Source organism: Polaromonas sp. P1_F1 (genome assembly GCF_056405795.1).
Genome location: NZ_JBFUBJ010000010.1, coordinates 113,367 through 135,461 on the forward strand (window position 1 = coordinate 113,367; position 22,095 = coordinate 135,461).

At 62.8% G+C, this 22,095-nt stretch carries 23 protein-coding genes; 9 read left to right on the top strand and 14 right to left on the bottom strand.

The window, feature by feature from the left end; all coding sequences use genetic code 11:
- The 14 genes from AC1DZE_RS21495 to AC1DZE_RS21560 form a co-directional block, all read right to left on the bottom strand.
- Positions 1-1,281: an amidohydrolase family protein gene (locus AC1DZE_RS21495; protein ID WP_477700523.1), complete on the bottom strand. Its 1,281-nt coding sequence runs from the start codon at positions 1,279-1,281 to the stop codon at positions 1-3.
- Between the two features lie 29 nt (positions 1,282-1,310).
- Positions 1,311-1,937: a GNAT family N-acetyltransferase gene (locus tag AC1DZE_RS21500; protein WP_477700524.1), complete on the bottom strand. Its 627-nt coding sequence runs from the start codon at positions 1,935-1,937 to the stop codon at positions 1,311-1,313.
- 3 nt (positions 1,938-1,940) lie between these two features.
- Positions 1,941-2,399, bottom strand: a complete 459-nt coding sequence (locus AC1DZE_RS21505; protein ID WP_477669471.1) for a hypothetical protein — start codon at positions 2,397-2,399, stop codon at positions 1,941-1,943.
- A complete protein-coding gene (locus tag AC1DZE_RS21510; RefSeq protein ID WP_477669472.1) occupies positions 2,399-3,340 on the bottom strand; it encodes an ABC transporter permease in 942 nt (313 codons plus the stop codon). The genes AC1DZE_RS21505 and AC1DZE_RS21510 overlap by 1 nt, the downstream gene beginning before the upstream one ends.
- A 171-nt stretch (positions 3,341-3,511) precedes the next feature.
- Positions 3,512-4,591 (bottom strand): ABC transporter permease, encoded by a 1,080-nt coding sequence (locus AC1DZE_RS21515; protein WP_477673204.1) that lies wholly within the window; start codon positions 4,589-4,591, stop codon positions 3,512-3,514.
- A complete protein-coding gene (locus AC1DZE_RS21520) occupies positions 4,588-6,153 on the bottom strand; it encodes an ABC transporter ATP-binding protein (protein WP_477700525.1) in 1,566 nt (521 codons plus the stop codon). The genes AC1DZE_RS21515 and AC1DZE_RS21520 overlap by 4 nt, the downstream gene beginning before the upstream one ends.
- Positions 6,150-6,833 carry an alpha/beta fold hydrolase gene (locus AC1DZE_RS21525; RefSeq protein WP_477669475.1) on the bottom strand — a complete coding sequence of 228 codons (684 nt, stop codon included), beginning with the start codon at positions 6,831-6,833 and terminating at the stop codon, positions 6,150-6,152. Before AC1DZE_RS21525 ends, AC1DZE_RS21520 begins: the two co-directional genes overlap by 4 nt.
- A gap of 119 nt (positions 6,834-6,952) precedes the next feature.
- Entirely contained in the window at positions 6,953-7,396 is a 444-nt protein-coding gene (locus tag AC1DZE_RS21530; RefSeq protein ID WP_477700526.1) for a VOC family protein, read from the bottom strand.
- Between the two features lies 1 nt (position 7,397).
- Positions 7,398-8,405, bottom strand: a complete 1,008-nt coding sequence (locus AC1DZE_RS21535; RefSeq protein WP_477669477.1) for a 5'-methylthioadenosine/S-adenosylhomocysteine nucleosidase — start codon at positions 8,403-8,405, stop codon at positions 7,398-7,400.
- Positions 8,406-8,439: 34 nt separating this feature from the next.
- Complete coding sequence (locus tag AC1DZE_RS21540) at positions 8,440-9,441, bottom strand: BMP family protein (protein WP_477700527.1); 1,002 nt, start codon at positions 9,439-9,441, stop codon at positions 8,440-8,442.
- A 186-nt stretch (positions 9,442-9,627) separates the two neighbouring features.
- Complete coding sequence (gene upp, locus AC1DZE_RS21545; protein ID WP_477669479.1) at positions 9,628-10,269, bottom strand: uracil phosphoribosyltransferase; 642 nt, start codon at positions 10,267-10,269, stop codon at positions 9,628-9,630.
- 109 nt (positions 10,270-10,378) lie between these two features.
- Complete coding sequence (locus AC1DZE_RS21550; protein ID WP_457280810.1) at positions 10,379-11,698, bottom strand: URC4/urg3 family protein; 1,320 nt, start codon at positions 11,696-11,698, stop codon at positions 10,379-10,381.
- Entirely contained in the window at positions 11,691-13,022 is a 1,332-nt protein-coding gene (locus AC1DZE_RS21555; protein WP_477700528.1) for a GTP cyclohydrolase II, read from the bottom strand. Before AC1DZE_RS21555 ends, AC1DZE_RS21550 begins: the two co-directional genes overlap by 8 nt.
- Positions 13,023-13,140: 118 nt before the next feature.
- A complete protein-coding gene (locus AC1DZE_RS21560; protein WP_477669482.1) occupies positions 13,141-14,655 on the bottom strand; it encodes a helicase HerA-like C-terminal domain-containing protein in 1,515 nt (504 codons plus the stop codon).
- 75 nt (positions 14,656-14,730) lie between these two features.
- Between AC1DZE_RS21560 and AC1DZE_RS21565 the strand changes: the two genes are divergently transcribed.
- The 9 genes from AC1DZE_RS21565 to rng are packed head-to-tail and all read left to right on the top strand — an operon-like array spanning position 14,731 to position 22,094.
- Positions 14,731-15,456: a YebC/PmpR family DNA-binding transcriptional regulator gene (locus AC1DZE_RS21565; RefSeq protein ID WP_477669483.1), complete on the top strand. Its 726-nt coding sequence runs from the start codon at positions 14,731-14,733 to the stop codon at positions 15,454-15,456.
- A gap of 6 nt (positions 15,457-15,462) precedes the next feature.
- Complete coding sequence (locus AC1DZE_RS21570) at positions 15,463-15,753, top strand: hypothetical protein (protein ID WP_477669484.1); 291 nt, start codon at positions 15,463-15,465, stop codon at positions 15,751-15,753.
- The gene (gene purD, locus AC1DZE_RS21575; RefSeq protein ID WP_477669485.1) at positions 15,750-17,051 is read left to right on the top strand and encodes a phosphoribosylamine--glycine ligase; all 1,302 of its coding nucleotides are present in this window, start codon (positions 15,750-15,752) and stop codon (positions 17,049-17,051) included. The genes AC1DZE_RS21570 and purD overlap by 4 nt, the downstream gene beginning before the upstream one ends.
- Positions 17,052-17,102: 51 nt before the next feature.
- Positions 17,103-18,020, top strand: coding sequence for an oxygen-dependent coproporphyrinogen oxidase (gene hemF / locus AC1DZE_RS21580; RefSeq protein ID WP_477669486.1), 918 nt, complete (start codon positions 17,103-17,105; stop codon positions 18,018-18,020).
- Positions 18,020-18,649 carry a nicotinate (nicotinamide) nucleotide adenylyltransferase gene (gene nadD, locus AC1DZE_RS21585; protein WP_477649511.1) on the top strand — a complete coding sequence of 210 codons (630 nt, stop codon included), beginning with the start codon at positions 18,020-18,022 and terminating at the stop codon, positions 18,647-18,649. The genes hemF and nadD overlap by 1 nt, the downstream gene beginning before the upstream one ends.
- A gap of 29 nt (positions 18,650-18,678) precedes the next feature.
- A complete protein-coding gene (gene rsfS, locus AC1DZE_RS21590; protein WP_477673477.1) occupies positions 18,679-19,488 on the top strand; it encodes a ribosome silencing factor in 810 nt (269 codons plus the stop codon).
- Complete coding sequence (rlmH, locus tag AC1DZE_RS21595; protein ID WP_477659088.1) at positions 19,485-19,952, top strand: 23S rRNA (pseudouridine(1915)-N(3))-methyltransferase RlmH; 468 nt, start codon at positions 19,485-19,487, stop codon at positions 19,950-19,952. Before rsfS ends, rlmH begins: the two co-directional genes overlap by 4 nt.
- A gap of 8 nt (positions 19,953-19,960) precedes the next feature.
- A complete protein-coding gene (locus AC1DZE_RS21600; RefSeq protein WP_477669488.1) occupies positions 19,961-20,563 on the top strand; it encodes a Maf family protein in 603 nt (200 codons plus the stop codon).
- Between the two features lie 31 nt (positions 20,564-20,594).
- Positions 20,595-22,094, top strand: a complete 1,500-nt coding sequence (rng, locus tag AC1DZE_RS21605; protein ID WP_477700529.1) for a ribonuclease G — start codon at positions 20,595-20,597, stop codon at positions 22,092-22,094.
- The last annotated feature ends 1 nt before the right edge of the window (position 22,095 follow it).

The window sequence follows — 22,095 nt, forward strand, 5'->3', positions numbered from 1 at the left end:
TTACGAGCTAGTCTGGAATGAGGTGATATCGGGACGGCCGGGCAAGTGGAGCGTTGCCACCACCTCCGGGGTTTGCGCCAGCAATTGGCCCTTCTTCCACACTTTTAATCGGTTCGCCCGCAAGCGGATTGCCTCCACCGGGTCGCGCGCCTGCAGCAACACAAAGCTCGCGTCGCAGCCTACGTCCAGGCCATAGCYCTGCAAATGCATGACCCTGGCGGCATTGACCGTCACCGCGTCGAAGCACTGGCGTATGCCTTTCTGGCTGGTCATTTGCGCCACGTGCAGGCCCATGTGCGCCACTTCCAGCATGTCGCCGCTGCCCATGCCGTACCAGGGGTCCATCACGCAGTCGTGACCGAAGGCGACGTTGACACCGGCGGCTATGAGTTCGGGCACGCGGGTCATGCCGCGGCGCTTCGGGTACGTGTCGTGGCGGCCTTGCAGGGTGATATTGATCAGCGGGTTGGCGATGACGCTGACGCCACTCTCGGCGATAAGCGGCAGCAGCTTGCTGACATAGTAGTTGTCCATGCTGTGCATGGAGGTGCAGTGGCTGCCGTTGACGCGGCCCTGCAGGCCCAGGCGCTGGGTTTCGTCGGCCAGGGTTTCGATATGGCGGGAGAGCGGGTCGTCGGATTCATCGCAGTGCATGTCGACCAGCAGGCCGCGTTCGGCCGCAATCTCGCACAGCAACTTCACGCTGGCTGCGCCGTCGGCCATGGTGCGTTCAAAGTGGGGGATGCCGCCGACCACGTCCACGCCCTTGTCGAGTGCGCGCTCCAGGTTGTTGATACCGCCTTTTGTTCGCAGCACGCCGTCTTGCGGGAAGGCGACCAGTTGCAGGTCGATGTATGGGGCGACCTGCTTTTTGACTTCAAGCAATGCGTCTACCGCCAATAGGCTGGGTTCGCTGGTGTCCACGTGGCTGCGAATGGCCAACAGCCCTTTGGCGACGGCCCAGTCGCAGTAGGTGAGGGCGCGTTCGATAAGCGCTTCGGCTGTGAGCAGGGGCTTCAGTTCACCCCAAAGCGCGATGCCTTCGAGCAGCGTCCCGCTTTCATTGACACGTGGCAGGCCGTAACTGAGCGTGGCGTCCATGTGGAAGTGCGGGTCGACAAAAGGCGGGCTCAGCAGGTAGCCACCGGCGTCTACCGTTTCATGGGCTTGCGCGCGCAGGCCACCAGGTGCGACTTCGGCGATTTTGCCGTTCTGGACGGCGATGGTCATGCCGGTGCGGCCGTCGGGCAGGCTGGTGTTGTTGATCAGCAGGTCAAGCATGGGAAAGGTGCTCCATTTCTTCTGCGCGGTCAGGCTGTGGGCGCTGTGTTGTCGCGCGTGGTTTTGCCCCAATCTTTTTGGGGCAAGCGGTACAGGCGGTGTCGCCGCACCGGGCTGTCGGCTGGTACGGAAGGGTGGTCAAACTGTTCACCGGGGCTTTCCTGCATTCCCAAACGGTGCATTACGGCGCGGGAGCGAGCGTTGTTGAGGCTGGTGAAGGCCACGATTTCGTCCAGCTGCAAGACGTCAAACCCGATGCGCAGCGCCAGGCGTGCGGCTTCCTGGGCTAGGCCGTGGCCCCAATAGGGCTGGGCCAGGCGCCAGCCGATTTCAACGCAAGGGTTGAAGGGCAGATCCGCGGTCGGGCTGTTCAGGCCCACGAAGCCGATGAACTGAGGTGCATGGGTGCCCGCTGGCCGGTATTCCGCTGCCCACAGGCCCCAGCCACGTTCGGTGATCGAGGTGCTGATGCGGTCAACCAGCGCGTCACTTTGCGCGCGTGTAAGCGTCGCGGGAAAGTGTTCCATGACCTTGGGGTCTGCATTCAGTGCGGCAAAGGGAGTGCGGTCATCGGCCACCCAGGGGCGCAGGCGTACGCGCGCGCCTGCCAGAAAGGCGGGAGGGACGGCGACGTGGCCTGAGGGCGTGCTGCGCATGGACTAACGCTCTCCTTTGCGGTAGCGATACTGGCCGATTTCTGGACCGACCTCGATGGTGACGCGGCGCAGCCTGTCGTCATGGCCGGAGGCGGCGCGCGCCGTGAGCACAATGCCGCGTGGCGTTGTGCGGCAGGTGAGACCGCTGAGCATGATTTCCGAGTGGTCGTTGTTCAATTCGGCGATCCCCACGGTGTGCCCGGCATGCAGGCTGCCATTGGCATCGCGTGTCATCCACTGGATGTAGAGGAATGATTGTGCGTACTGGTCTGCGTGCACGACGCGGTAGGTGCCCTGGCGGCCTTTGCCCCATGTGCCGCACATTTGCACCCAGCTGACGGCGTCAGGCGTCTTGAAGCTGTCGTAGCTGTAGTCACTGCCCAGTGCCTGCGCGTTGGCGCAGCCCAGTGCCAGCAAGGCTGCCAGCAGTGTGCCGCGTGGGGCAAGGGGTGTCGTCATCATCAGCGTTCGCCTTTTCGGTAAGGTTTCATCAACGCCTGAGGATACGCCGCCTTGCGCGCCACCAGCACCAGCGCCAGGATGGAAAGGGCGTAGGGCAGCATCAGGTACACCTGATAGGGCACATTCACGATGCCCGAGGTTTGCAGGCGCAGCTGCAGTGCGTCGAAGAAAGCGAACAGCAGCGCGCCCAGCAGCGCCTTGCCGGGCCGCCAGGAGGCAAACACCACCAGTGCCACACACACCCAGCCGCGGCCATTGACCATGTTGAAGAAAAAGGCGTTAAACGCCGACAGCGTGAGGAAGGAGCCCGCCACGCCCATGAGCGCCGAGCCGGCCACGATGGCGGCGGTGCGGGTGGCGGCGACGGAGACGCCCTGGCCTTCGGCGGCCTGGGGGTTCTCGCCGACCATGCGGATGGCCAGGCCCGCCGGCGTGCGGTAGAGCAGCCAGGCGATCAGCGGCACCAGCGCTAGTGCCAGCAACGTGAGCGAGGTCTGCGCTGCCACCACGTTCAGCCCGCCGCCGGGAAAGCCGTCGAGCCAGTGCATGGGGGCGAAGGGTGTGATGGTGGGTGGCGTGTCGACTTTGGGAAAGCTGACGCGGTAGCCGTAATAGCTGAGCGAGGTGGCCAGCAAGGTGATGCCAAGCCCGGACACGTGCTGGGACAGCGCCAGGCCGACTGTGAGGAAGGCGTGCAGCAGGCCGAACACCGCACCGGTAAGCGCCGCCACGCCCACGCCTGCCCACAGCGGCGCGCCGCCGTACACGGCCAGCCAGCCGCTGAAGGCGCCGGCGACCATGATGCCCTCGATGCCCAGATTGAGCACGCCGGCGCGTTCACACAGCAGCACGCCCAGCGTGCCAAGGATGAGCGGCGTGGCGATGCGCAGCACGGCTATCCAGAAGGGCGCTGCGGTAAGGATATCGAGCATTTCAGCCATGCAGGACGCCTTTTCCCGTTGGCTTGCAGGTTGCTGGTGCTATGGATTTAATAGCTGGTTGCGCTTGTCTGTATTGGCTTTTGGCTATTATTTGCTTAAGAGCTGTGCGTGTAGCTTCAGCCCGGGCGGCAGTGGCCGCATGGGTTGGCAGGGCGCGGGTGCTGAAGAATTTCATGCGGCCCGGCCTTTTTCTTTTACGACCAGCCGGTATTGCGTCATCAACGTGGCCACCAGCACCGAGATCAGCGACGCCGCCACGATGACGTCAGCGATATAGGTGGGCACGCCCACGGCGCGGCTCATGGTGTCGGCGCCGACCAGCACGCCCGCCACAAACACGGCTGCCGCCAGAACGCCCAGGGGGTTGAGTGCGGCCAGCATGGCGATCACGATGCCGGTGTAGCCGTAGCCGGGTGACATGTCGAGCGTGACGTAGCTGGTGCGGCCCGCCACCTCAATGGCGCCGGCCAGCCCAGCCAGAGCACCCGACAACAGCGCAACCAGCACCACCGTGCGGGTGGCGGGCACGCCGGCGAATGCCGCGGCTTTGGCGTTGGCGCCCACGGCGCGTATGTCAAAGCCCAGTACGGTGTACTTCAGCAAGGCCCACAGCGCTATAGCCAGCGCGGCGGCCCACAGCAGTCCGGTGTGGATGCGTGTCTGCGCGACGAGCCTGGAAAGCTCCAGCTCGCCCTGCAGCGCCACGCTTTGCGGCCAGCCCATGGCAGTGGGGTCTTTCATGGGGCCGTCGAGCATCGCCGACACGAACAGCAGCATGATGAAGTTGAGCAACAGGGTGGTGACGACTTCATCGACACCCAGGCGGGCCTTCAGCAAGGCCGGGCCCAGCAACAGCAGTGCGCCGGCAATGGCGGCGGCCAGCATCATCAGCCCGAACAGCAGCCAGATGGGCAAATCAAAACCGCTACCCCCGTGCATGCCGCCCACAGCCACGGCGGCCAGCGCGCCGGCATAAAGCTGGCCTTCCGCGCCAATGTTGAAAAGCCTCGCCTTGAAGGCCACCGTGGCGGCCAGGCCGGTCAGGATGAGGGGCACCGCACGGGTGAAAGTTTCGCTGAGGGCGAAGACGGAGCCAAAGCCGCCCTTGAACAGCAGCACATAGGTTTGGCCCAGCGGCGCGCCGGCCCATAGCACCAGCAGTGCGCTGATCAGCAGGGTGAAGGCGATGGCGCCGATGGGCGCGAGCACTAGGGCCAGCTTCGAAGTCTGGGTGCGCTTTTCGAGCCTCATGCTGGCACCCCCGGCTCTGACTCGGCGTTGATCCCCGCCATCGCCAGCCCAATGGCCTCGCGTGTCCAGGCTTCGGCGGGCAGGGCCTCCGTCAGCTGGCCCGCGTGCATCACCGCCACACGGTCGCCGAGTGCCATCACTTCGTCCAGGTCGTCAGAAATGACCAGCACGGCCGCGCCGGCGTCTCGCGCAACGATCAGTTGCTGCTGTACATAAGCGACGGCGCCGATGTCCAGGCCCCAGGTGGGCTGGTGGGCAACGATGAGTTTCGGCGCTTCGGGCGCTCTGGGCGATGAGGCGTCCGCAGAAGGGGAAACCAGGGCCCGCCCGAGGATCAGCTTTTGCATGTTGCCGCCCGACAGAGAGCGCGCGGCGGTGTGCGGCCCACCGCCGCGCACGTCAAACTCGCGCATGATGCGGGCCGCATGGGCCTGCGCGGCCTTGCGCTTGACCCACAGCGTTTTGGAAAACGCCGGGCTGCGCAAGCGCTCTGACACGGCGTTTTCCCAGACGCTGAGGTCGCCAACCACGCCCACGCCATGCCGGTCTTCGGGGATGCGCGCCACGCCCTGAGTGACCAGCCAGGCCGGCGATGCCTTCATGGGCTGGCCCAGAAATGTCACGGAGCCCTGGCTGGCGGTGCGGGTGCCGCACAGCAGATCGGCCAGGGCCAGCTGGCCGTTGCCGGATACACCCGCAATGGCGACGATTTCACCGGCCTTGAGTTCGAGGGAAACGCCATCCAGGCGGTCTTGCCCCGCATCGGCCGTGCTGACGCCTTCCAGCGTGCAGACCGGCAGGCCGGTTGACGGCGCGGGGCGGCGCTGTGTGCTGGTGACGGCATGGCCCACCATCCATTGCGCCAGCTGCGCCTGGCTGGTGCCGGCGGCTGGTGCTTCGGCCACCAGCTTGCCACCGCGCAGCACAGCCACACGGTTTGACACGCGCAGCACCTCGCCCAGCTTGTGACTGATGAAAATGATGGACAGGCCCTGCGCCACCATCTGGCCCAGCGTGCCGAAGAGCGCCTCGCTTTCCTGCGGCGTCAGCACGGCGGTGGGTTCGTCCAGGATCAGGATGCGTGCGCCGCGGTACAGGGCTTTCAGGATCTCGACCCGCTGGCGTTCGCCGACCGAGAGGCTGCCCACTTTGGCATCGGGCGCCACGGGCAAGCCAAAGCGCTGTGCCACCTCCAGCAATCTGGCGCGGGCTGCGCTGCGGCGTGAAAACAGCTGCCACAGCGGCTCGTCGCCCAGCATCACGTTGTCGAGCACGCTGAGGTTGTCGGCCAGTGTGAAATGCTGGTGCACCATGCCAACGCCGGCTGCCAGCGCGGCCTTTGGGTTGCCGGGCGGCAGCGGCTGGCCAAAGATTTCGATATCACCTTCGTCGGCTGTGTAGTGGCCGAAGAGGATGGACACCAGCGTGGACTTGCCGGCACCGTTTTCACCAAGCAGCGCGAGGATTTCGCCGCTGTGCAGCTCGAGCGAAATCGCGTTATTGGCAACCAGCGGGCCGAAGCGTTTGGTGATGCCACTGAGGCGAAGAACCGGGGCAGTCATGACGAGGCAGACCCCAGCTTGCGGCAGAACGACTGGATGGCCAACGCGGCGGGAGCTGGTGAGACTTGCAAAAGGCAATGCGGACCTTCTATTTTCACGATCTCTATGGACGGAAGGTCTTGCTTCAGAGATTGCGCGGCAGATGCAGGAACCACCTGATCCTGCGTTGCCTGCAGATACATCACCGGCACGTGGAGCTGTTTGAGTTTATCCCTCACATTCACATGAAGAACCTCTTGAGTTCGCTTGGCCATTGCTTGCGGTGAAAGCTGCCGCAGTGCCTGCTCAAGAGAGTTTCTCAGCTGGGGAGATGCAAATCTACCGAGCAAAAAGGGGCTGACAAGGCGGGTCAGCAGATGCGGAGGGATTTTCCGGGACACCCAGTTGTCCGCAAGATGGGAGACAAAGGAAAAGGCAGGACGGGGATTTTGCGCAAAAGTACAGCTCAGGATCACTCCACGCAAGCCGGCAGGCCGGGTAGCCGCAATGGAAATGGCCAAAGGCCCGGAAAAAGATTCACCCAGCAATACGAATGGCGCTGCGGTCATGCGCGCCAGGATGAACTTGTGCAAGTCGTCATAACCCAGCGCGTCATGTCCAGGGTAGCGCACGACTTCAACGTGCATGGATGGCGTCAGTGCGTTGACCAGCGGCGCAAGCAAATCTCCTGTGCCATCCATTCCGGGTAGCAAGATGAGCCGTAGAACAGGGAGAAGGGGCGCGGTCATCCGAAAGAAGCAGTGTTTAGCAATGTGGCTTTCAGATCAACAGGGACCGCAGCACTGGCGGCTGCGAATGCTTAACCGAGGGATTCCCAGTGGTCATGCCGGTCGCGCCGCTCCTGGCGGTAGTTGGTGATCTCCAGACGAAGGCCGTCGGGGTCGGTGAAAAAAGTGGCCCAGTAGTCGGGTGCGTATTCGCCGTGGTTGTGCGGCTCGCTGGCGTTGATGCCGGAGGCTTGCAGCAGCCGCGCGCATTCGGCCACGTCTTCGGCAGTGTCTACGCGCAGGCAGAAGTGATGAAGGCCGGGCGAATACGAGTCGTGCGCGGCTTGCGAGCGGGCAGGCCGCAGCACATAACCAAAGTGGCGGTTGTAGTACTGGATGTGCGGGTCGCCGCCTATCGTGAAGGTGTTTTTGCGGCAGCTGAGCGTCTTGAGCATCAGCTTGTCGTAGAACGCTTCCGACTCGGCCATGTTGCTCACGGCAATGTAGATGTGGTCTATGCCGGTGAGCTCGGGCATGCTATTTCCAGGCGGCCAGGAACGCCAGCAACACCTTGGCTGAGTTGTCGGCAGCGATGTTCATGAACGTGACCATTTCATTGGCCGCTTCACCGCCGCCGGCCAGGTCGCTGAGCGAGCGGAAAGCGATGTAAGGCACGCTGTTGCTGTAGGCCACCATGCCCACGGCGGCGGTTTCCATGTCGAGTACGTTGGCCTGGAAGGTCTTGAAGGCATATTCGCGGAAGGCGGCGTTGTCGACAAAGGCCTGGCCCGACACACCGTTGCCGCCCACCATCAATTGCGGTTTGTGCGTGAGGCATACCCCCGCGTTGCAGGCGCCGAGTTCGATGTTGCCCATGCCCCTGGCAACCTCGAGCATTGCGGGGTCGGCTTCAAACCAGAACTTGCGTACGGGCGCCGGGTTGGCGGCGGTGCGCGTTTCGACCGGTCGCGGGTGCAGCATGCCGAAGGGCGCCAGGGTCTGCGCCTCCATGCGCGGCGGGATGGTGAACCGGCCCGGCGAAGTTTCGCGTGCCATCAGCACTTCCAGGTATTGGCTCCACTGGGTGGGTACGCTGACGTCGCCGATGTGCAGGGCCGGGTTGACGCCACCAGCGATGCCGCTGAAGACGATGTGTGTGATGTTGAAACGGTCCAGCACCAGCTGCGTGTTCATGGACGCATTGACCATGCTGATGCCGGAAAGGAACAGCACGACCGGCTTGCCCTGCAGGGTACCGGTGGTGAAATCGACGCCGTTGATGCGGTGCCTGGCAGGGCCCTGCAAGCGGTTGAGCAGCAGAGTCAGTTCGGGCTGAAAAGCCGATATCACCGCGATGCGGGGCGTGGCGTCGAGCCGGACAGGAATGCCCGCAGCTGCGCCTGATGGATTGGATGGGACAGACGCCGGGCCCGCGCATCCCAACAGGCCAAATGATAGAAAGGCCAGGAAGGCCAGCGGAGCCGCGGCCCGCCAGGCAACAGGCTGGCTGAAAAGAAAACGCCGCAGGCAAAACAGGGAATGCATACGGCGCTTTCAGGTGAGGCGGTGAAACGCCGCCTTATTTGGCGGTGGACTTGGGCTGGCCGTCGTCGACCTTGACGGTGAACTTGCCGGCCAGGATGTCGGCCTCTTTGGCCTTGACCTTGGCGACGATGTCGGCGGGCACCTTTTTCTCGAAGGTGCCCAGTGGGGCGAGTTCGGAGCCCTTGTACTTCATCATGGAATAGGGGCCGTAGTCTTCGGCCTTGAATTTGCCTTCCTTGACGGCCTTGATCGCGCGGTCGATGCTGGGCTCCATGTTCCAGAGGGCTGACGCCACCACGGTGTCGGGGTATTTGTCTTGTGTGTTGATCACGTTGCCGATGGCCAGCTTGCCTTTTTCCTTGGCGGCGTCGCTCACGCCAAAGCGCTCGGCGTACATCACGTCGGCGCCCTTGTCGATCATGGCGAAGGCGGCTTCCTTGGCTTTGGGCGGGTCAAACCAGCTGTTGATGAAGCTCACGCTGAACTCGACCTTGGGGTTGGTTTCTTTCGCGCCGGCCATGAAGGCATTCATCAGGCGGTTGACTTCGGGAATCGGGAAGCCGCCGACCATGCCGATCTTGTTGCTCTTGGTCACGCCCCCGGCGATCATGCCGGAGAGGTAGGCCGGTTCCTGGATGTAGTTGTCGAACACCGAAAAGTTGGGCGCCTGCGCCTTGCCCGACGAGCCCATGAGAAAAGACACTTTCGGGAAGTCCTTGGCGACCTTGCGGGCCGCGGCTTCCACCGCAAAAGCCTCGCCGACGATGAGCGCGTTGCCGGCCGTGGCGTATTCGCGCATGACACGTTCGTAGTCGGCATTGGAGACGTTCTCGGTCGCCTTGTATTCGATCTCGCCGCGCGCTTCGGCGGCTTTGAGCGCCTTGTGCAGGCGGCTGACCCATTGCTGCTCAAACGGCACGGTGTAGATGGCCGCAACTTTGGTTTTGGCTGCCTGGGCAAGTGCCAGGCCGGGCAGGGCGGTTGCGAGGGCAGTGGCCAATAGGACGAGTTGACGGCGCTTGAAGGTCTGGTGCATGAGTTCCTCCGGGTAGGTTCAGGTTTTGGGTGACAAACAGAAAAACTAAAACAGGAGCAAAAAATCAAACGCTCGCAGGCTCCCCGAATTCGCCAGTCGGGGCCGCGGAACCGGCTTTGCCGGGCCGCAGGCGCAGCGGCCCCCTCGGGGGGCAGGGAGCTACACGCAGTGAGCGACCGTGGGGGCTCATTTCGTTCCGAAAATCCGGTCGCCCGCGTCGCCCAGGCCCGGCAGGATGTAGCCATGGCTGTTGAGCTCGCGGTCGATCGCCGCGGTGTAGATCGGCACGTCCGGATGTGCGGCCTGCAGGGCCTTGATACCTTCCGGGCAGGTCAGCAGGCAGACGAACTTGATGGACTTGGGGTTGAGCTCTTTGAGCCGCTCGACTGCGGCGATGGCCGAGTTGCCGGTGGCGAGCATCGGGTCGACCACGACAATGTCGCGCTCTTCCATGTCGTGCGGCATCTTGAAGTAGTACTCGACCGCCGTCAGGGTTTTCGGGTCGCGGTACAGGCCGACGTGGCCGACGCGGGCGCCGGGCACCACGCTGAGCATGCCCTCAAGAATGCCGTTGCCGGCGCGCAGGATGGAGACAAACACCAGCTTTTTACCGTCGATGACTTTGGAGGTGGTGATTTCGAGCGGGGTCTCGATCTCGATGTCCTGCATCGGCATGTCGCGCGTGACCTCGTAGGCCATCAGCATGCTGAGCTCGTTGAGCAGTGTGCGGAAGGTGTTGGTGGAGGCGTCCTTGCGGCGCATCAGGGTGAGCTTGTGCTGCACCAGCGGGTGGTCGATCAGGTGGACCTTGTTGCTCTGGATGGTCATTTTTTGGTGTGCCTCTGTGTTCTGTCTTTGTTTTGTCCGGTTGTTATTTTTGTTCTGCTTTTACCTGTGCCGGCGCCCGTCGGGTCCGCGCGTCTTTCGGGATCGATGTTCAGAATACGGTGCCGTCGCTTTCGATGTTCAGGGGCGGCAAACCTTGATGCAATTGCTGTGCCAGTGCACGCCCTGCGGCCCAGGTGCCGCCTTCGAGCACGCAGGCCAGCGGCATCTGCTCGGCGGTCAATCCCAGCTGCTCGCGCACCAGTGGCGCGAGCTCGTCGAGAAGGGCCACGGTAAGCGCGCGCCACTCCACGATGAGTTCGTCGCCGGCGGCATGCAGGCGCCCGGCCTGGGCCGGGTCTTTCAGCACCAGCACACCGGCGTCGAGGAACAGGCCGCCGTTGCGGTATTCGGGCAGGCCGGTCAGCGCATCAAGCCCTTTGACCTGCACACCGGCCCACTCGAAAGGCTCCAGCAGTGAATAGGTGAGCCACTGCGACAGCTTGTGGAAAGGCATCCAGCCATGGCTGGGCCCAGCTTTTTCGGATTCATCGTCGCCTGCCGCGCTGTGCTGCCAGCAGTCGCCCAGGGGAATGTTGCCCATGACATTTTGGGCTGGCCAGATAGACGAGAGGCTGGTGAGCAGCACCGACAGCAGCTCGTGCGCCTCGATAGCACTTTGCCCGGGTTGCGCCAGCGCTTCAAACAGATGGCCGGGACGGCCGCGCTGGCCAAAGAGGGCAGGCTGGTCCTGCAGTGCCTGGCCGAGGCGCCGCAGCAGCGCGGCGCGGCCTTCGAGGCCGATCAGCGGGTTTTCGGGCGTGACCTGAAAAGCCAGGGCAAGCTGGTCTGCGGTAATGGTTTTGAGCTTGAGGGCATCGGCCTGCAGCGGTTGCTGTGGATCGCTGGAAAAGAGGCCAGCCATGAAGGCGTGAAAACTTGCCACCCCCAGGCCCTCGGAACGGCTGTATTCGCTGCAGGGATGCTCCCCTTGGGCGGCTTCGAGGTAGTGCCACTGGGCGCCGGCGCCGGCGTCCAGCAGCACGCTGATGAGCGCGAGGTCAATCTGGGCGCGGGCGCGCCCGGCAGGCGTGGCGGATGCCAGTGCTGCATTGAGTAAACCCAGGCGGTCAATGCCGCCAGCTTCAAAATGTCGCCAGCGGCTGTGGTACGGAATGTCCAGGTCCGGGTAGCGGGCGCGGGTGATTTCGGCAACCAGCGCAGCGGCGGTGGTCATGGCGCCGTCGTTGACGGTAAACCAGGCGGATTCGCCGCGGCGTGCGCGCTCAAGCAGGGCAGAGGCGCGGGCGCGTATGGTTCTGGTGGAACGCAATTCCGCGGCGGCGCTGATCCCGCGCAGGTTTCCGGCGATGGTGTAGGTGGCGTTGGCGGGGTTGCTGGGACTGTCAGGAGCAGGTGTGGTTTCAGACATCCAGCCCCCGGCCCTTGGCTTTTTTCAGTTCTTCGGCGTCGGGCACCGCGCCGGGGGTGAAATAGCCTGCGGCCATCTTGGCGTCCATTTCGACCTGGGCGTCGGCCGGGATCATGTGTTCGGGAATATTGATGCGCTGAACTACCTCGATGCCCGAGCGGGTGATGGCGTCGTACTTCATGTTGCTCATGGAAACGAGCCGGTGGATTTTGCGGATGCCCAGCCAGTTGAGCACGTCTGGCATAAGTTCCTGGAAACGCATGTCTTGTACGCCGGCAACGCACTCCGTGCGGTTGAAGTACTGGTCGGCGGTGTCTCCACCGACCTGGCGCTTGCGCGCGTTGTAGACGAGGAATTTCGTGACTTCGCCTAGCGCCCGGCCTTCCTTGCGGAAATAGGACACCAGGCCCACACCGCCGCGCTGGGCACCCTGGATGCACTCTTCAATGGCGTGTGTGAGGTAGGGGCGGCAGGTGCAGATGTCGGAGCCGAAGACGTCGGAGCCGTTGCATTCGTCGTGCACGCGGGCGGTGAGTTCGACATCGGGGTTGGCCAGGTCGCGCGGGCGGCCAAAAATGTAGGCGGTGAGGCCGCCGATGGGCGGCAGGAAGACTTCCAGGTCGCTGCGGGTGACGAGCTCGGGGTACATGCCGCCGGTTTCTTCAAACAGCACGCGGCGCAAATCGGTTTCGCTGCAGCCAAAGCGGCGGGCAATTTCGGGCAGGTACCAGACCGGTTCAACGGCGACCTTGGTCACCATGGCCGCGCCGCCGGCTGTCAAAAACTTGCCGTCGGCCTTGAGCCTGCCCGACTGCAGGGCTTCGATCACCTCGGGCAGGATCACGTGGGCCTGGGTTACGGCGATGGTTGGCCGGATATCGTACCCCGCTGCCAGCTCACTGGAAAAAACGTCGGCCACCATCGCGCCCCATGGGTCCATAGCGACGATGCGGCCGGGCTCGCTCCATTGCGGGTAGGGACCGATCACGTCGGTCGGCGAGGTGTTCGTCAGGTCGGCTTTGTGGCTGGCCTTGAGCGCGCCGGAAGCGACGGCGAGCGCGCGGTAGACGCTGTACGAGCCGCTGTGCGTGCCGATGACGTTGCGGTGGCTGCGTTTGGTGGTGGTGCCCACCACCGGGCCGCGTTCGGCGGCAGTGGCGGCGGCCCAGCGGATAGGCAGGGCGCCATAACCTCCTGCGTGAGAGGTCAATCGGATGTGGGAGATCGCAGGGCTGGCCGGAGCTGTGGAGGAGGCAGGCGCAGAAACAGGCGAGGGGGAGGCCGGCCTTGGATCAGGTGACTTGGCGGCAACTTCAGCAGGCATTGCGAATCCTTAAAAAATCCAATGTAGCGATGCGTGCCGGGATTGACAAGCCCGGCAGTTTTGCCGGGTCGTTAATTTGCGACAGGCTTGGCCGAACGCACCGGGCCTGTGCGCGGGCTCAGCGTTTTTTGCCGCCAAAAATGCTGCCGAGGACGCCGCGGATGATTTCCCGGCCCACGGCCGAGCCCATGGTGCGCACGGCGGACTTGGCCATGCTTTGCGCCAGGCCGTCGTGCTTGCCGCCGCGCGGGCCGGTGGTGCCGAACAGGACATCGTTGAGCCCGCCCATGATGCCGCCCGAATCGGTTTGCCCGGCCGCGCCGCCCTGGGGTGCCTTGGCCGCTTCCGTGGCCGCGACTTCCGCGCGGCCTTTGATGGCTTCGTAGGCCGACTCGCGGTCCACGGTCTTTTCGTAGGCGCCGGCTACCAGCGAGTTTTGCAGCAGCTGCTGGCGTTGTGGCGGTGTGATGGGTCCGATCTGGCTGCCGGGCGGCAGCACGTAAACGCGTTCCGTCACGCTGGGGCGCCCTTTGCTGTCGAGAAAACTCACCAGGGCCTCGCCGACGGCCAGTTCGGTGATTGCGGTTTCGATGTCGAGGCCGGGCTTTTGCCGCATGGTCTGGGCGGTGGCCTTGACGGCTTTCTGGTCGCGCGGCGTGAAGGCGCGCAGGGCGTGCTGCACCCGGTTGCCGAGCTGGGCCAGCACCGAATCGGGAATGTCCAGCGGGTTTTGCGTCACAAAATACACGCCGACGCCCTTGGAGCGCACCAGGCGCACCACCAGCTCGATGCGCTCGACCAGCACCTTGGGCGCTTCGTTGAAGAGCAGGTGGGCCTCGTCGAAGAAGAAGACGAGCTTGGGCTGGTCCGGGTCGCCGATTTCAGGCAGTTGTTCGAACAGCTCGGACAGCATCCACAGCAAGAAGGTGGCGTAGAGGCGGGGCGAGTTCATGAGCTTGTCGGCCGCCAGGATGTTGATCACCCCTTTGCCATCAACGGTTTGCATGAAGTCGCTGATATTGAGCATGGGCTCGCCGAAGAACTTGTCGCCGCCCTGGCTTTCGATCTGCATCAGCCCGCGCTGGATGGCGCCCACGCTGGCGGCGCTGACGTTGCCGTATTTGGTGGTGAACTCGCTGGCGTTGTCGCCGACGTACTGCAGCATGGCGCGCAGGTCTTTCAGGTCCAGCAGCAGCATGCCGTTGTCGTCGGCGATCTTGAACACCAGGTTGAGCACGCCGGCCTGGGTTTCGTTGAGGTTGAGCATGCGGCCCAGCAGCAGTGGGCCCATGTCGGAAATGGTGGCACGCACGGGGTGGCCCTGTTCGCCGAAGACGTCCCACAGCGTGGCGGGGCAGGCCAGCGACTCGGGGAGGTCGATGCCGCGTTCCTTGAGGATGCCGGCCATTTTGCCGCCGATGGTGCCGGCCTGGCTGATGCCGGTCAGGTCCCCTTTGACGTCGGCCATGAAGACCGGGACGCCGATTTTCGAGAAGTTTTCGGCCAGTGTTTGCAGCGTCACGGTCTTGCCGGTGCCCGTGGCCCCGGTGATCAGCCCATGGCGGTTGGCCAGGGCGGGGAGGATCTCGCAGTGGATGGAATCGTGCTTGGCAATCAGTAACGGCTCGGCCATGGGGTGTCCTGGAGTGAAAAAGTAAAATGCGGGTTGTAGATTAAATCAATTAATCAGTCTGATAAGGGATTCTTCGTGGCCGGTCACAGTAAATGGGCGAATATTCAACACCGCAAGGGGCGCCAGGATGAAAAGCGCCAGCGCATCTGGACCCGGGTAATGCGTGAAATCATGGTGGCGGCCCGCATGGGCGGTGGCGACCTGGGCACGAACCCGCGCCTGCGCCTGGCGGTAGACAAGGCCAAGGCGGCCAACATGCCCAATGAGAACGTCAAATACGGCATTGCCAAGGCCACGGGCAGCCTGGAAGGCGTGCATTACGAGGAAGTCCGTTACGAAGGCTACGGCATAGGCGGCGCGGCCATCATCGTGGACTGTATGACCGATAACAAGGTGCGTACCGTGGCTGAAGTGCGGCACGCTTTTTCCAAACATGGCGGCAACATGGGCACCGAAGGCTCAGTGGCTTTCCAGTTCAAACATTGCGGCCAGCTCATTTTTGCGCCCGGCACCAGTGAAGACAAGATCATGGAAGTCGCGCTGGAGTCCGGCGCCGACGACGTCATCACGCATGAAGACGGTGCCATTGAGGTGTTGACGCCTTACACGGGCTTTGAAGCCGTGAGGAACGCGCTGGAAGCCGCCGGCCTCAAGCCCGAGATTGCCGAAGTCACCATGCGCGCCGACAACACGATTGAGCTGACCGGCGAGGATGCCCGCAAGATGCAAAAACTGCTGGACGTGCTGGAGGACCTGGACGACACCCAGGATGTATTCCACAACGCGGCCCTCGAAACCTGAACGGCAGTGGGTGAAATTGTGGATGACTCCGAACGGCTGGCCCGCATTGAAACCCTGCTGCAGGAGGGAAACCGCCTGCGCAGCGAGGCGATCGCCCTGCAGAAGGAATCCCTGGCCGTGCAGAAGTCGCTGGTCGATGAAACCCGTGCCAACATTGTGAAAGCCGGCAAAGTCAATGATCAGGCGCTGGATATGCAGCGCCGCGCCAAGGTGGCCGTCAAGGTCATTTTCGGCATCGTATTTATTCTTGTTGTGTACCTCAGCTATTTGCTGTTTTTTAGATTGAACCTCCCGTGAAAGTTCTTGTTATTGGCGGCGGCGGCCGTGAGCACGCGCTGGCCTGGAAACTGGCGCAGTCTCCCAAGGTTCAGGCGGTGTATGTTGCGCCCGGCAACGGCGGTACCGCGCTGGATGCGCGCCTTGAAAATGTTGACATCACCGACGTGAAGGCGCTGCGCGAATGGGCGCTGACCGAGAAGATCGCGCTGACAGTGGTGGGCCCCGAGCAGCCGCTTGCGGCCGGTATCGTTGACGAGTTCCGAGCGCACGGCTTGCGGGTTTTTGGCCCGACCAAGGCGGCGGCGCAGCTGGAAAGCTCCAAGGCATTCTCCAAGGCCTTCATGAAGCGCCACGGTATTCCGACGGCCGAATACGAAACCTTCACCGACGCCGCGGCGGCCCATGCCTATGTGGACGAAAAAGGCGCCCCCATCGTCGTCAAGGCCGACGGCCTTGCGGCCGGCAAGGGCGTGGTGGTGGCCATGACGCTGCACGAGGCGCACGAGGCCATTGAATTCATGCTGGCACCGAACCCCGACTTCAACCCGCTTGGCGTGGCACATAACGAAGGTGGCGCGCGCGTGGTGATTGAAGAATTTTTGCAGGGTGAAGAAGCTAGCTTCATCGTGATGTGTGACGGCAAGAATGTGGCCGCCATGGCGACCAGCCAGGACCACAAGCGCTTGCTTGACGGTGACGAAGGTCCCAACACCGGCGGCATGGGCGCGTATTCACCGGCCCCGGTCGTTACCCCCGAAGTGCATGGCCGTGCCATGCGCGAGATCATCCTGCCGACCATCAAGGGCATGGAAAAAGACGGCATTCCGTTCACCGGATTTTTGTATGCCGGCCTGATGATTGATGCGGAAGGCAAGCCGAAAACACTGGAGTTCAACTGCCGCATGGGCGACCCGGAGACGCAGCCGATCATGATGCGCCTCAAAACCGACCTGTATGAGGTGATGATGGCCGCCACCTCGGGTGCGCTGGACCAGATCGAGCTGGACTGGGACCGCCGGCCGGCCCTGGGCGTGGTGATGGCCGCGCACGGCTATCCGCTGAACCCTCGCAAGGGCGACGTGATTCATGGGCTGCAAAAAGGAACCGATGCGGCCGAAGATTCGATGGTTTTTCATGCCGGAACTCGCAAGCAGGGCGACGCGACGGTGACGGCTGGCGGCCGGGTTTTGTGCGTGACGGCGCTCGGCAGTACGGTGAAAGCCGCGCAGCAACGTGCCTACGAAGTCGCCCAGGACATCGGATTTGATGGCGCGCAGTACCGCAAAGACATCGGCTGGCGCGCGGTCAAGTCCTGATCACGCAATGCGCGCTCGTTTTTTCTTCCGCCCTTCGGGTAACACTGCAGCATGACCGATATTCCAGGCGTTCGAGACTTTCTGCTGGCGCTGCAGCAGCGCATCACCGGCGCCGTTTCCGGGATCGACGGCCAGTCCTTCACGGCGGACCATTGGCAGAAAGCGCCAGGCGAGACGCTGCAGGGCAATGGCATCACCATGATCCTGGAGCAGGGCCAGGTGTTTGAGCGTGCCGGCTGTGGGTTCTCGCATGTGCGGGGCCCCAAGCTGCCGCCTTCGGCGACGCAGCACCGTCCGGAGTTGACAGGCGCACCTTTTGAGGCCCTGGGGGTTTCGCTGGTGTTTCACCCGCGTAATCCCTACGTGCCGACAGTCCACATGAATGTGCGCATGCTGGCCGCGACCCCGGTGTCAGGCTCGGGCGAGCCCGTCTGCTGGTTTGGCGGCGGCATGGACCTGACGCCTTATTACGGGTTTGAAGAGGACGCGGTGCATTTCCACCAGACCTGCAAGGACGCGCTGGCACCGTTTGGCGACGACAAGTACCCCCGGTTCAAACAATGGTGTGATGAGTACTTTTACCTGAAGCACCGGCAGGAGCAGCGCGGAATTGGCGGCGTTTTCTTTGACGACTTCCAGGAGCTGGGGCTGGACCGGAGCTTTGCCCTGATGCAGGGTGTGGCCGACTCATTTTTGCAGGCCTATTTGCCAATCGTTGAACGGCGCAAGGACACACCGCATGGCGAGCGGGAGCGCGAATTCCAGCTTTACCGGCGGGGCCGGTATGTGGAGTTCAACCTTGTATGGGACCGCGGCACGCACTTTGGTTTGCAGTCCGGGGGGCGCACGGAGTCGATCCTGATGTCCATGCCGCCGCTGGCGAGCTGGTCTTATCAGCGGGGCGTAGAGGCGGGCAGCCCTGAAGAGCGCCTGTATACGGAGTTTTTGCCGAGACGGGACTGGGTTTGATGGCAACGCCGTCACCGGCGCAAAAGCGCATCGGCATGTTTGGTGGTGCGTTTGATCCGCCGCACAGTGCGCACGTTGCACTGGTGCAGGAGGCGATCCGGCAGTTTGGCCTTGATACCCTGTACGTTGTTCCGACCGGCCACGCCTGGCACAAGTCACGCGCCCTGAGCGCGCCGGCTCACCGGCTGGCCATGGCCAGACTGGCTTTTGGCGATATTTCTGGCGTTCGGGTGGATGCGCGCGAGGTTGAACGCAGCGGGCCGACTTTCACCATTGACACGCTTTTGGCGCTCCAGGAGGAGAATCCGGGCGCCCAGCTTTACCTGTTCATTGGCGCAGACCAGTTTGCCGTCTTCAGGCAATGGCACCGGTGGCAGGACATTCTTGACCTCGCTATAATTTGTATAGCTGATCGCGCACAATCCACGCTGGCTGGAGCTCAATTTGAGTCCTACGAAAGCCGCAGCAACCGTTTTGTCCTGCTCAATCTTCCCCTGATGCCTGTCAGCGCCACCCAGATTCGCCAGTTAATGGCCTCCGGAGCCGCGGTGACAGGGGGAATTACCCAGTTGGTCCCTGAAGCCGTTGCGCGTTATATTTCACTTCACCAGCTGTACGGTTCCCATTAATTTCCCACTTTATCGAAGCAAAACACTGCATGACATCCACCACCGTCAAAACCTCCGCCGCCGCCGACAAAAAGGACGTGCAGAAACTGCAGCGTGCCATCATTGACGGTCTGGAAGACGTCAAGGCGCAGGACATCCAGGTGTTTGACACGGAGCACATTACGTCACTGTTCGAGCGCGTGATCATCGCCTCCGGCAGCTCCAACCGTCAGACCAAGGCATTGGCCGCCAGCGTGCGGGATGCCGTGCGGGACGCAGGTTTTGCCAAGCCTCGCATCGAAGGCGAAGACAACGGGGAATGGATCATTGTCGATTGCGGCGCCGCCGTGGCGCACATCATGCAGCCGACCATTCGTCAGTACTACCACCTGGAAGAGCTGTGGGGCGACAAGCCCATCAAACTCAAGCTGGGCGCGCCCGCGCCGCTGGTGAAGGCGTCGAAGGCCGATGTCGAGCTGGAAGCCAAACCCAAGGTTTCCCGCGCCGGCGCGAAAACTGCGAAACCAGGCGCAAAGACCTCCGCGAAGTCGGCGGCCAAAGCACCTGCAAAGGCGCCGACTGCCCCCGATTCAAGCTATGTGGGCCGTGTTGGCAAGACCAATGACTGGACCGCCAAGCGCAATGCCGCCACGCCGGCTACCGAACCAGCCGCAAAGCCGGCACGGGCAGGCGCCAAAGCGGCTCCTGGCAAGTCATCGGCAAAGCCTGCGGTTAAAACACCGATTGTCAAAGTGCCCGTAGCCAAAAAGGTGGCGGCGAAGAAAACAGCAGCGAAAACCGCCGCTAAAACGGCAGCCCGCAAACCCGCCGCCAGGAAAACTCCGTCCCGGAGCAAATGAGGCTCACGATCGTAGCGGTCGGCCAGAAAGTGCCCGACTGGGCGCAAACGGCCTATGACGACTACGCCAAGCGCTTCCCGCCTGAGTTGAAAGTCGAGCTCAAAGCCGTCAAGACCGAACCGCGCGCCTCCAAGACCCTGGAAAACCTGCTGTCGGCTGAGCGCGGGCGCATAGAGGCCAGCATCGCCCGCGGCACCCGCGTCGTGGCGCTCGATGAACGCGGCACGGCCGTCACTACTGTGGCACTGGCTGAACGGCTCAAGGCCTGGCAACTCTCCGGTGACGACGTCGCCATCGTTATCGGCGGGCCCGACGGGCTGGACGCCGGTTTCAAACAGTCTGCGCATGAGCGTCTGCGCCTCTCAGACCTGACCTTGCCCCATGCTATGGTGCGCGTGCTGCTGATTGAGCAGCTTTACCGTGCCTGGAGCATCACCATTAACCATCCTTATCATCGCGAATAGTCCCGTCCATGGCTGACTTCATCTACCTGGCCTCGCAAAGCCCGAGGCGACGGCAATTGCTGGAACAACTCGGCGTGCGTCACGAACTGCTGCTGCCGGACGCCGATGAGGACGCTGAGTCGCTGGAGGCGGTGCTTAAAAACGAGGCACCCGCTACCTACGTCCAGCGTGTCACCGGCCTCAAGCTCGATGCGGCAATCGCCCGCATGAAGCGGCGCAAGCTGCCGCCGGCGCCCATCCTTTGTTCGGACACTACGGTGGCCATGGGTCGGGTGATTTACGGCAAGCCGGAGGACGGGAAAGACGCGGCCCGCATGCTGCGCGAGCTTTCGGACGGCACGCACAGGGTGCTGACCGCGGTGGCGGTGCAGTTCGGGCGCCGTCGTTTCGAGGCGCTGAGCACTTCGCGTGTCAGTTTTGACGCGCTGACGCCCGCGCAGATCCGCAGTTATGTGGCCAGTGGCGAGCCCATGGGTAAAGCCGGCGCATATGCTGTGCAGGGCAGGGTGGCGATGCACATCAGCCGCATCGATGGCTCCTACAGTGGCATCATGGGGCTCCCGCTGAGGGAAACCGCCCGGCTGTTGCAGGCCGCGGGTATTCGTCTCTAGCGCCTCTAGCCAACTCAATCTTCCAAAAGACATGCAACAAGACATCCTGATCAACTGGTCTCCCCAGGAAACCCGGGTGGCGAGGGTCGAACACGGCGCAGTGCAGGAGCTTCACGTTGAACGCACCCTGGAACGCGGCCTGGTCGGCAATGTGTACCTGGGCAAGGTCGCCCGCGTGCTGCCCGGCATGCAGTCGGCCTTCATCGACATCGGCCTGGACCGTGCAGCCTTTCTGCACGTGGCAGACCTCATGAGCAGCATCAACAGCCGCCATGCCGACTCCGACGCACAGGCCGCCGGTGGACTTATCGCACCGGCCATGGCGTCGCTGCAACCGATTGAAAAGCAGCTGTTCGAAGGGCAGGCCGTCATGGTGCAGGTTCTCAAGGACCCGATAGGCACCAAGGGCGCACGGCTGACGGCACAAATCAGCATTGCCGGCCGGTTGCTGGTGTTTTTGCCGCAAGACAACCACATCGGTGTGTCGCAAAAAATACCCCCCAGGCAACGCGAAGAGCTTCGTCAACGGGTTCAGGCCCTGACTGCGGACATGGGTGGCGGATTCATACTGAGAACCAATGGCGAGGACGCGACAGACGCTGAACTGGCAGAGGACATCACCTACCTGCGCAAGACCTGGGGACGGATCAAGGATGCGTCTGTGCGTTTACCCCCCGCTTCCGTGCTGCACCAGGACCTTAATCTGCTGCAACGCGTGCTGCGCGACCTGGTGGTAGAGGAAACGCAGACCATCCGCATTGATTCACGTGAGCAGTTTGAAAAGCTGAAGGCGTTTGCTGTGGAGTTCATGCCGGCAACCGAACCGAAGCTGCAGCACTACGGCGGCGAACGTCCTATTTTTGACTTGTTCAACATTGACGAGGAAATTGCCAAAGCACTGGGCCGGCGGGTCGATCTCAAGTCAGGCGGTTATCTGATCATCGACCAGACGGAAGCGCTGACAACCGTCGATGTCAATACCGGCGGATTTGTCGGCGCCCGCAACTTCGACGACACGATTTTCAAGACCAACCTGGAGGCATCGCAGGCGATTGCCCGACAGCTGCGCCTGCGCAATCTTGGCGGCATTGTGATCGTTGATTTCATCGACATGATCAAGGAAAACCACCGAGATGCGGTGCTGACCGAATTTCAAAAACAGCTTTCACGAGACCGTATCAAGACCAGTGTCAACGGTTTTTCTGCGCTGGGCCTGCTGGAGATGACGCGCAAGCGCACCCGCGAATCGCTGGCCCATCAGCTTTGTGAGCCCTGCGCCGCTTGCATGGGCAAAGGCGTGGTTAAAACGGCGCGGAGCGTGACCTACGACATCCTGCGCGAAATCCTGCGCGAAGCGCGGCAGTTCAACCCGCGCGAATTCAGGGTGGTGGCTTCGCCCAAGGTGATTGAACTTTTCCTCGACGAAGAAAGCCAGCACCTGGCCAGCCTGAGCGACTTCATCGGTAAACCCATTTCCCTGCAGGCGGAAGCGGCGATGGCTCAGGAACAATACGACATCGTGCTGCTGTGAC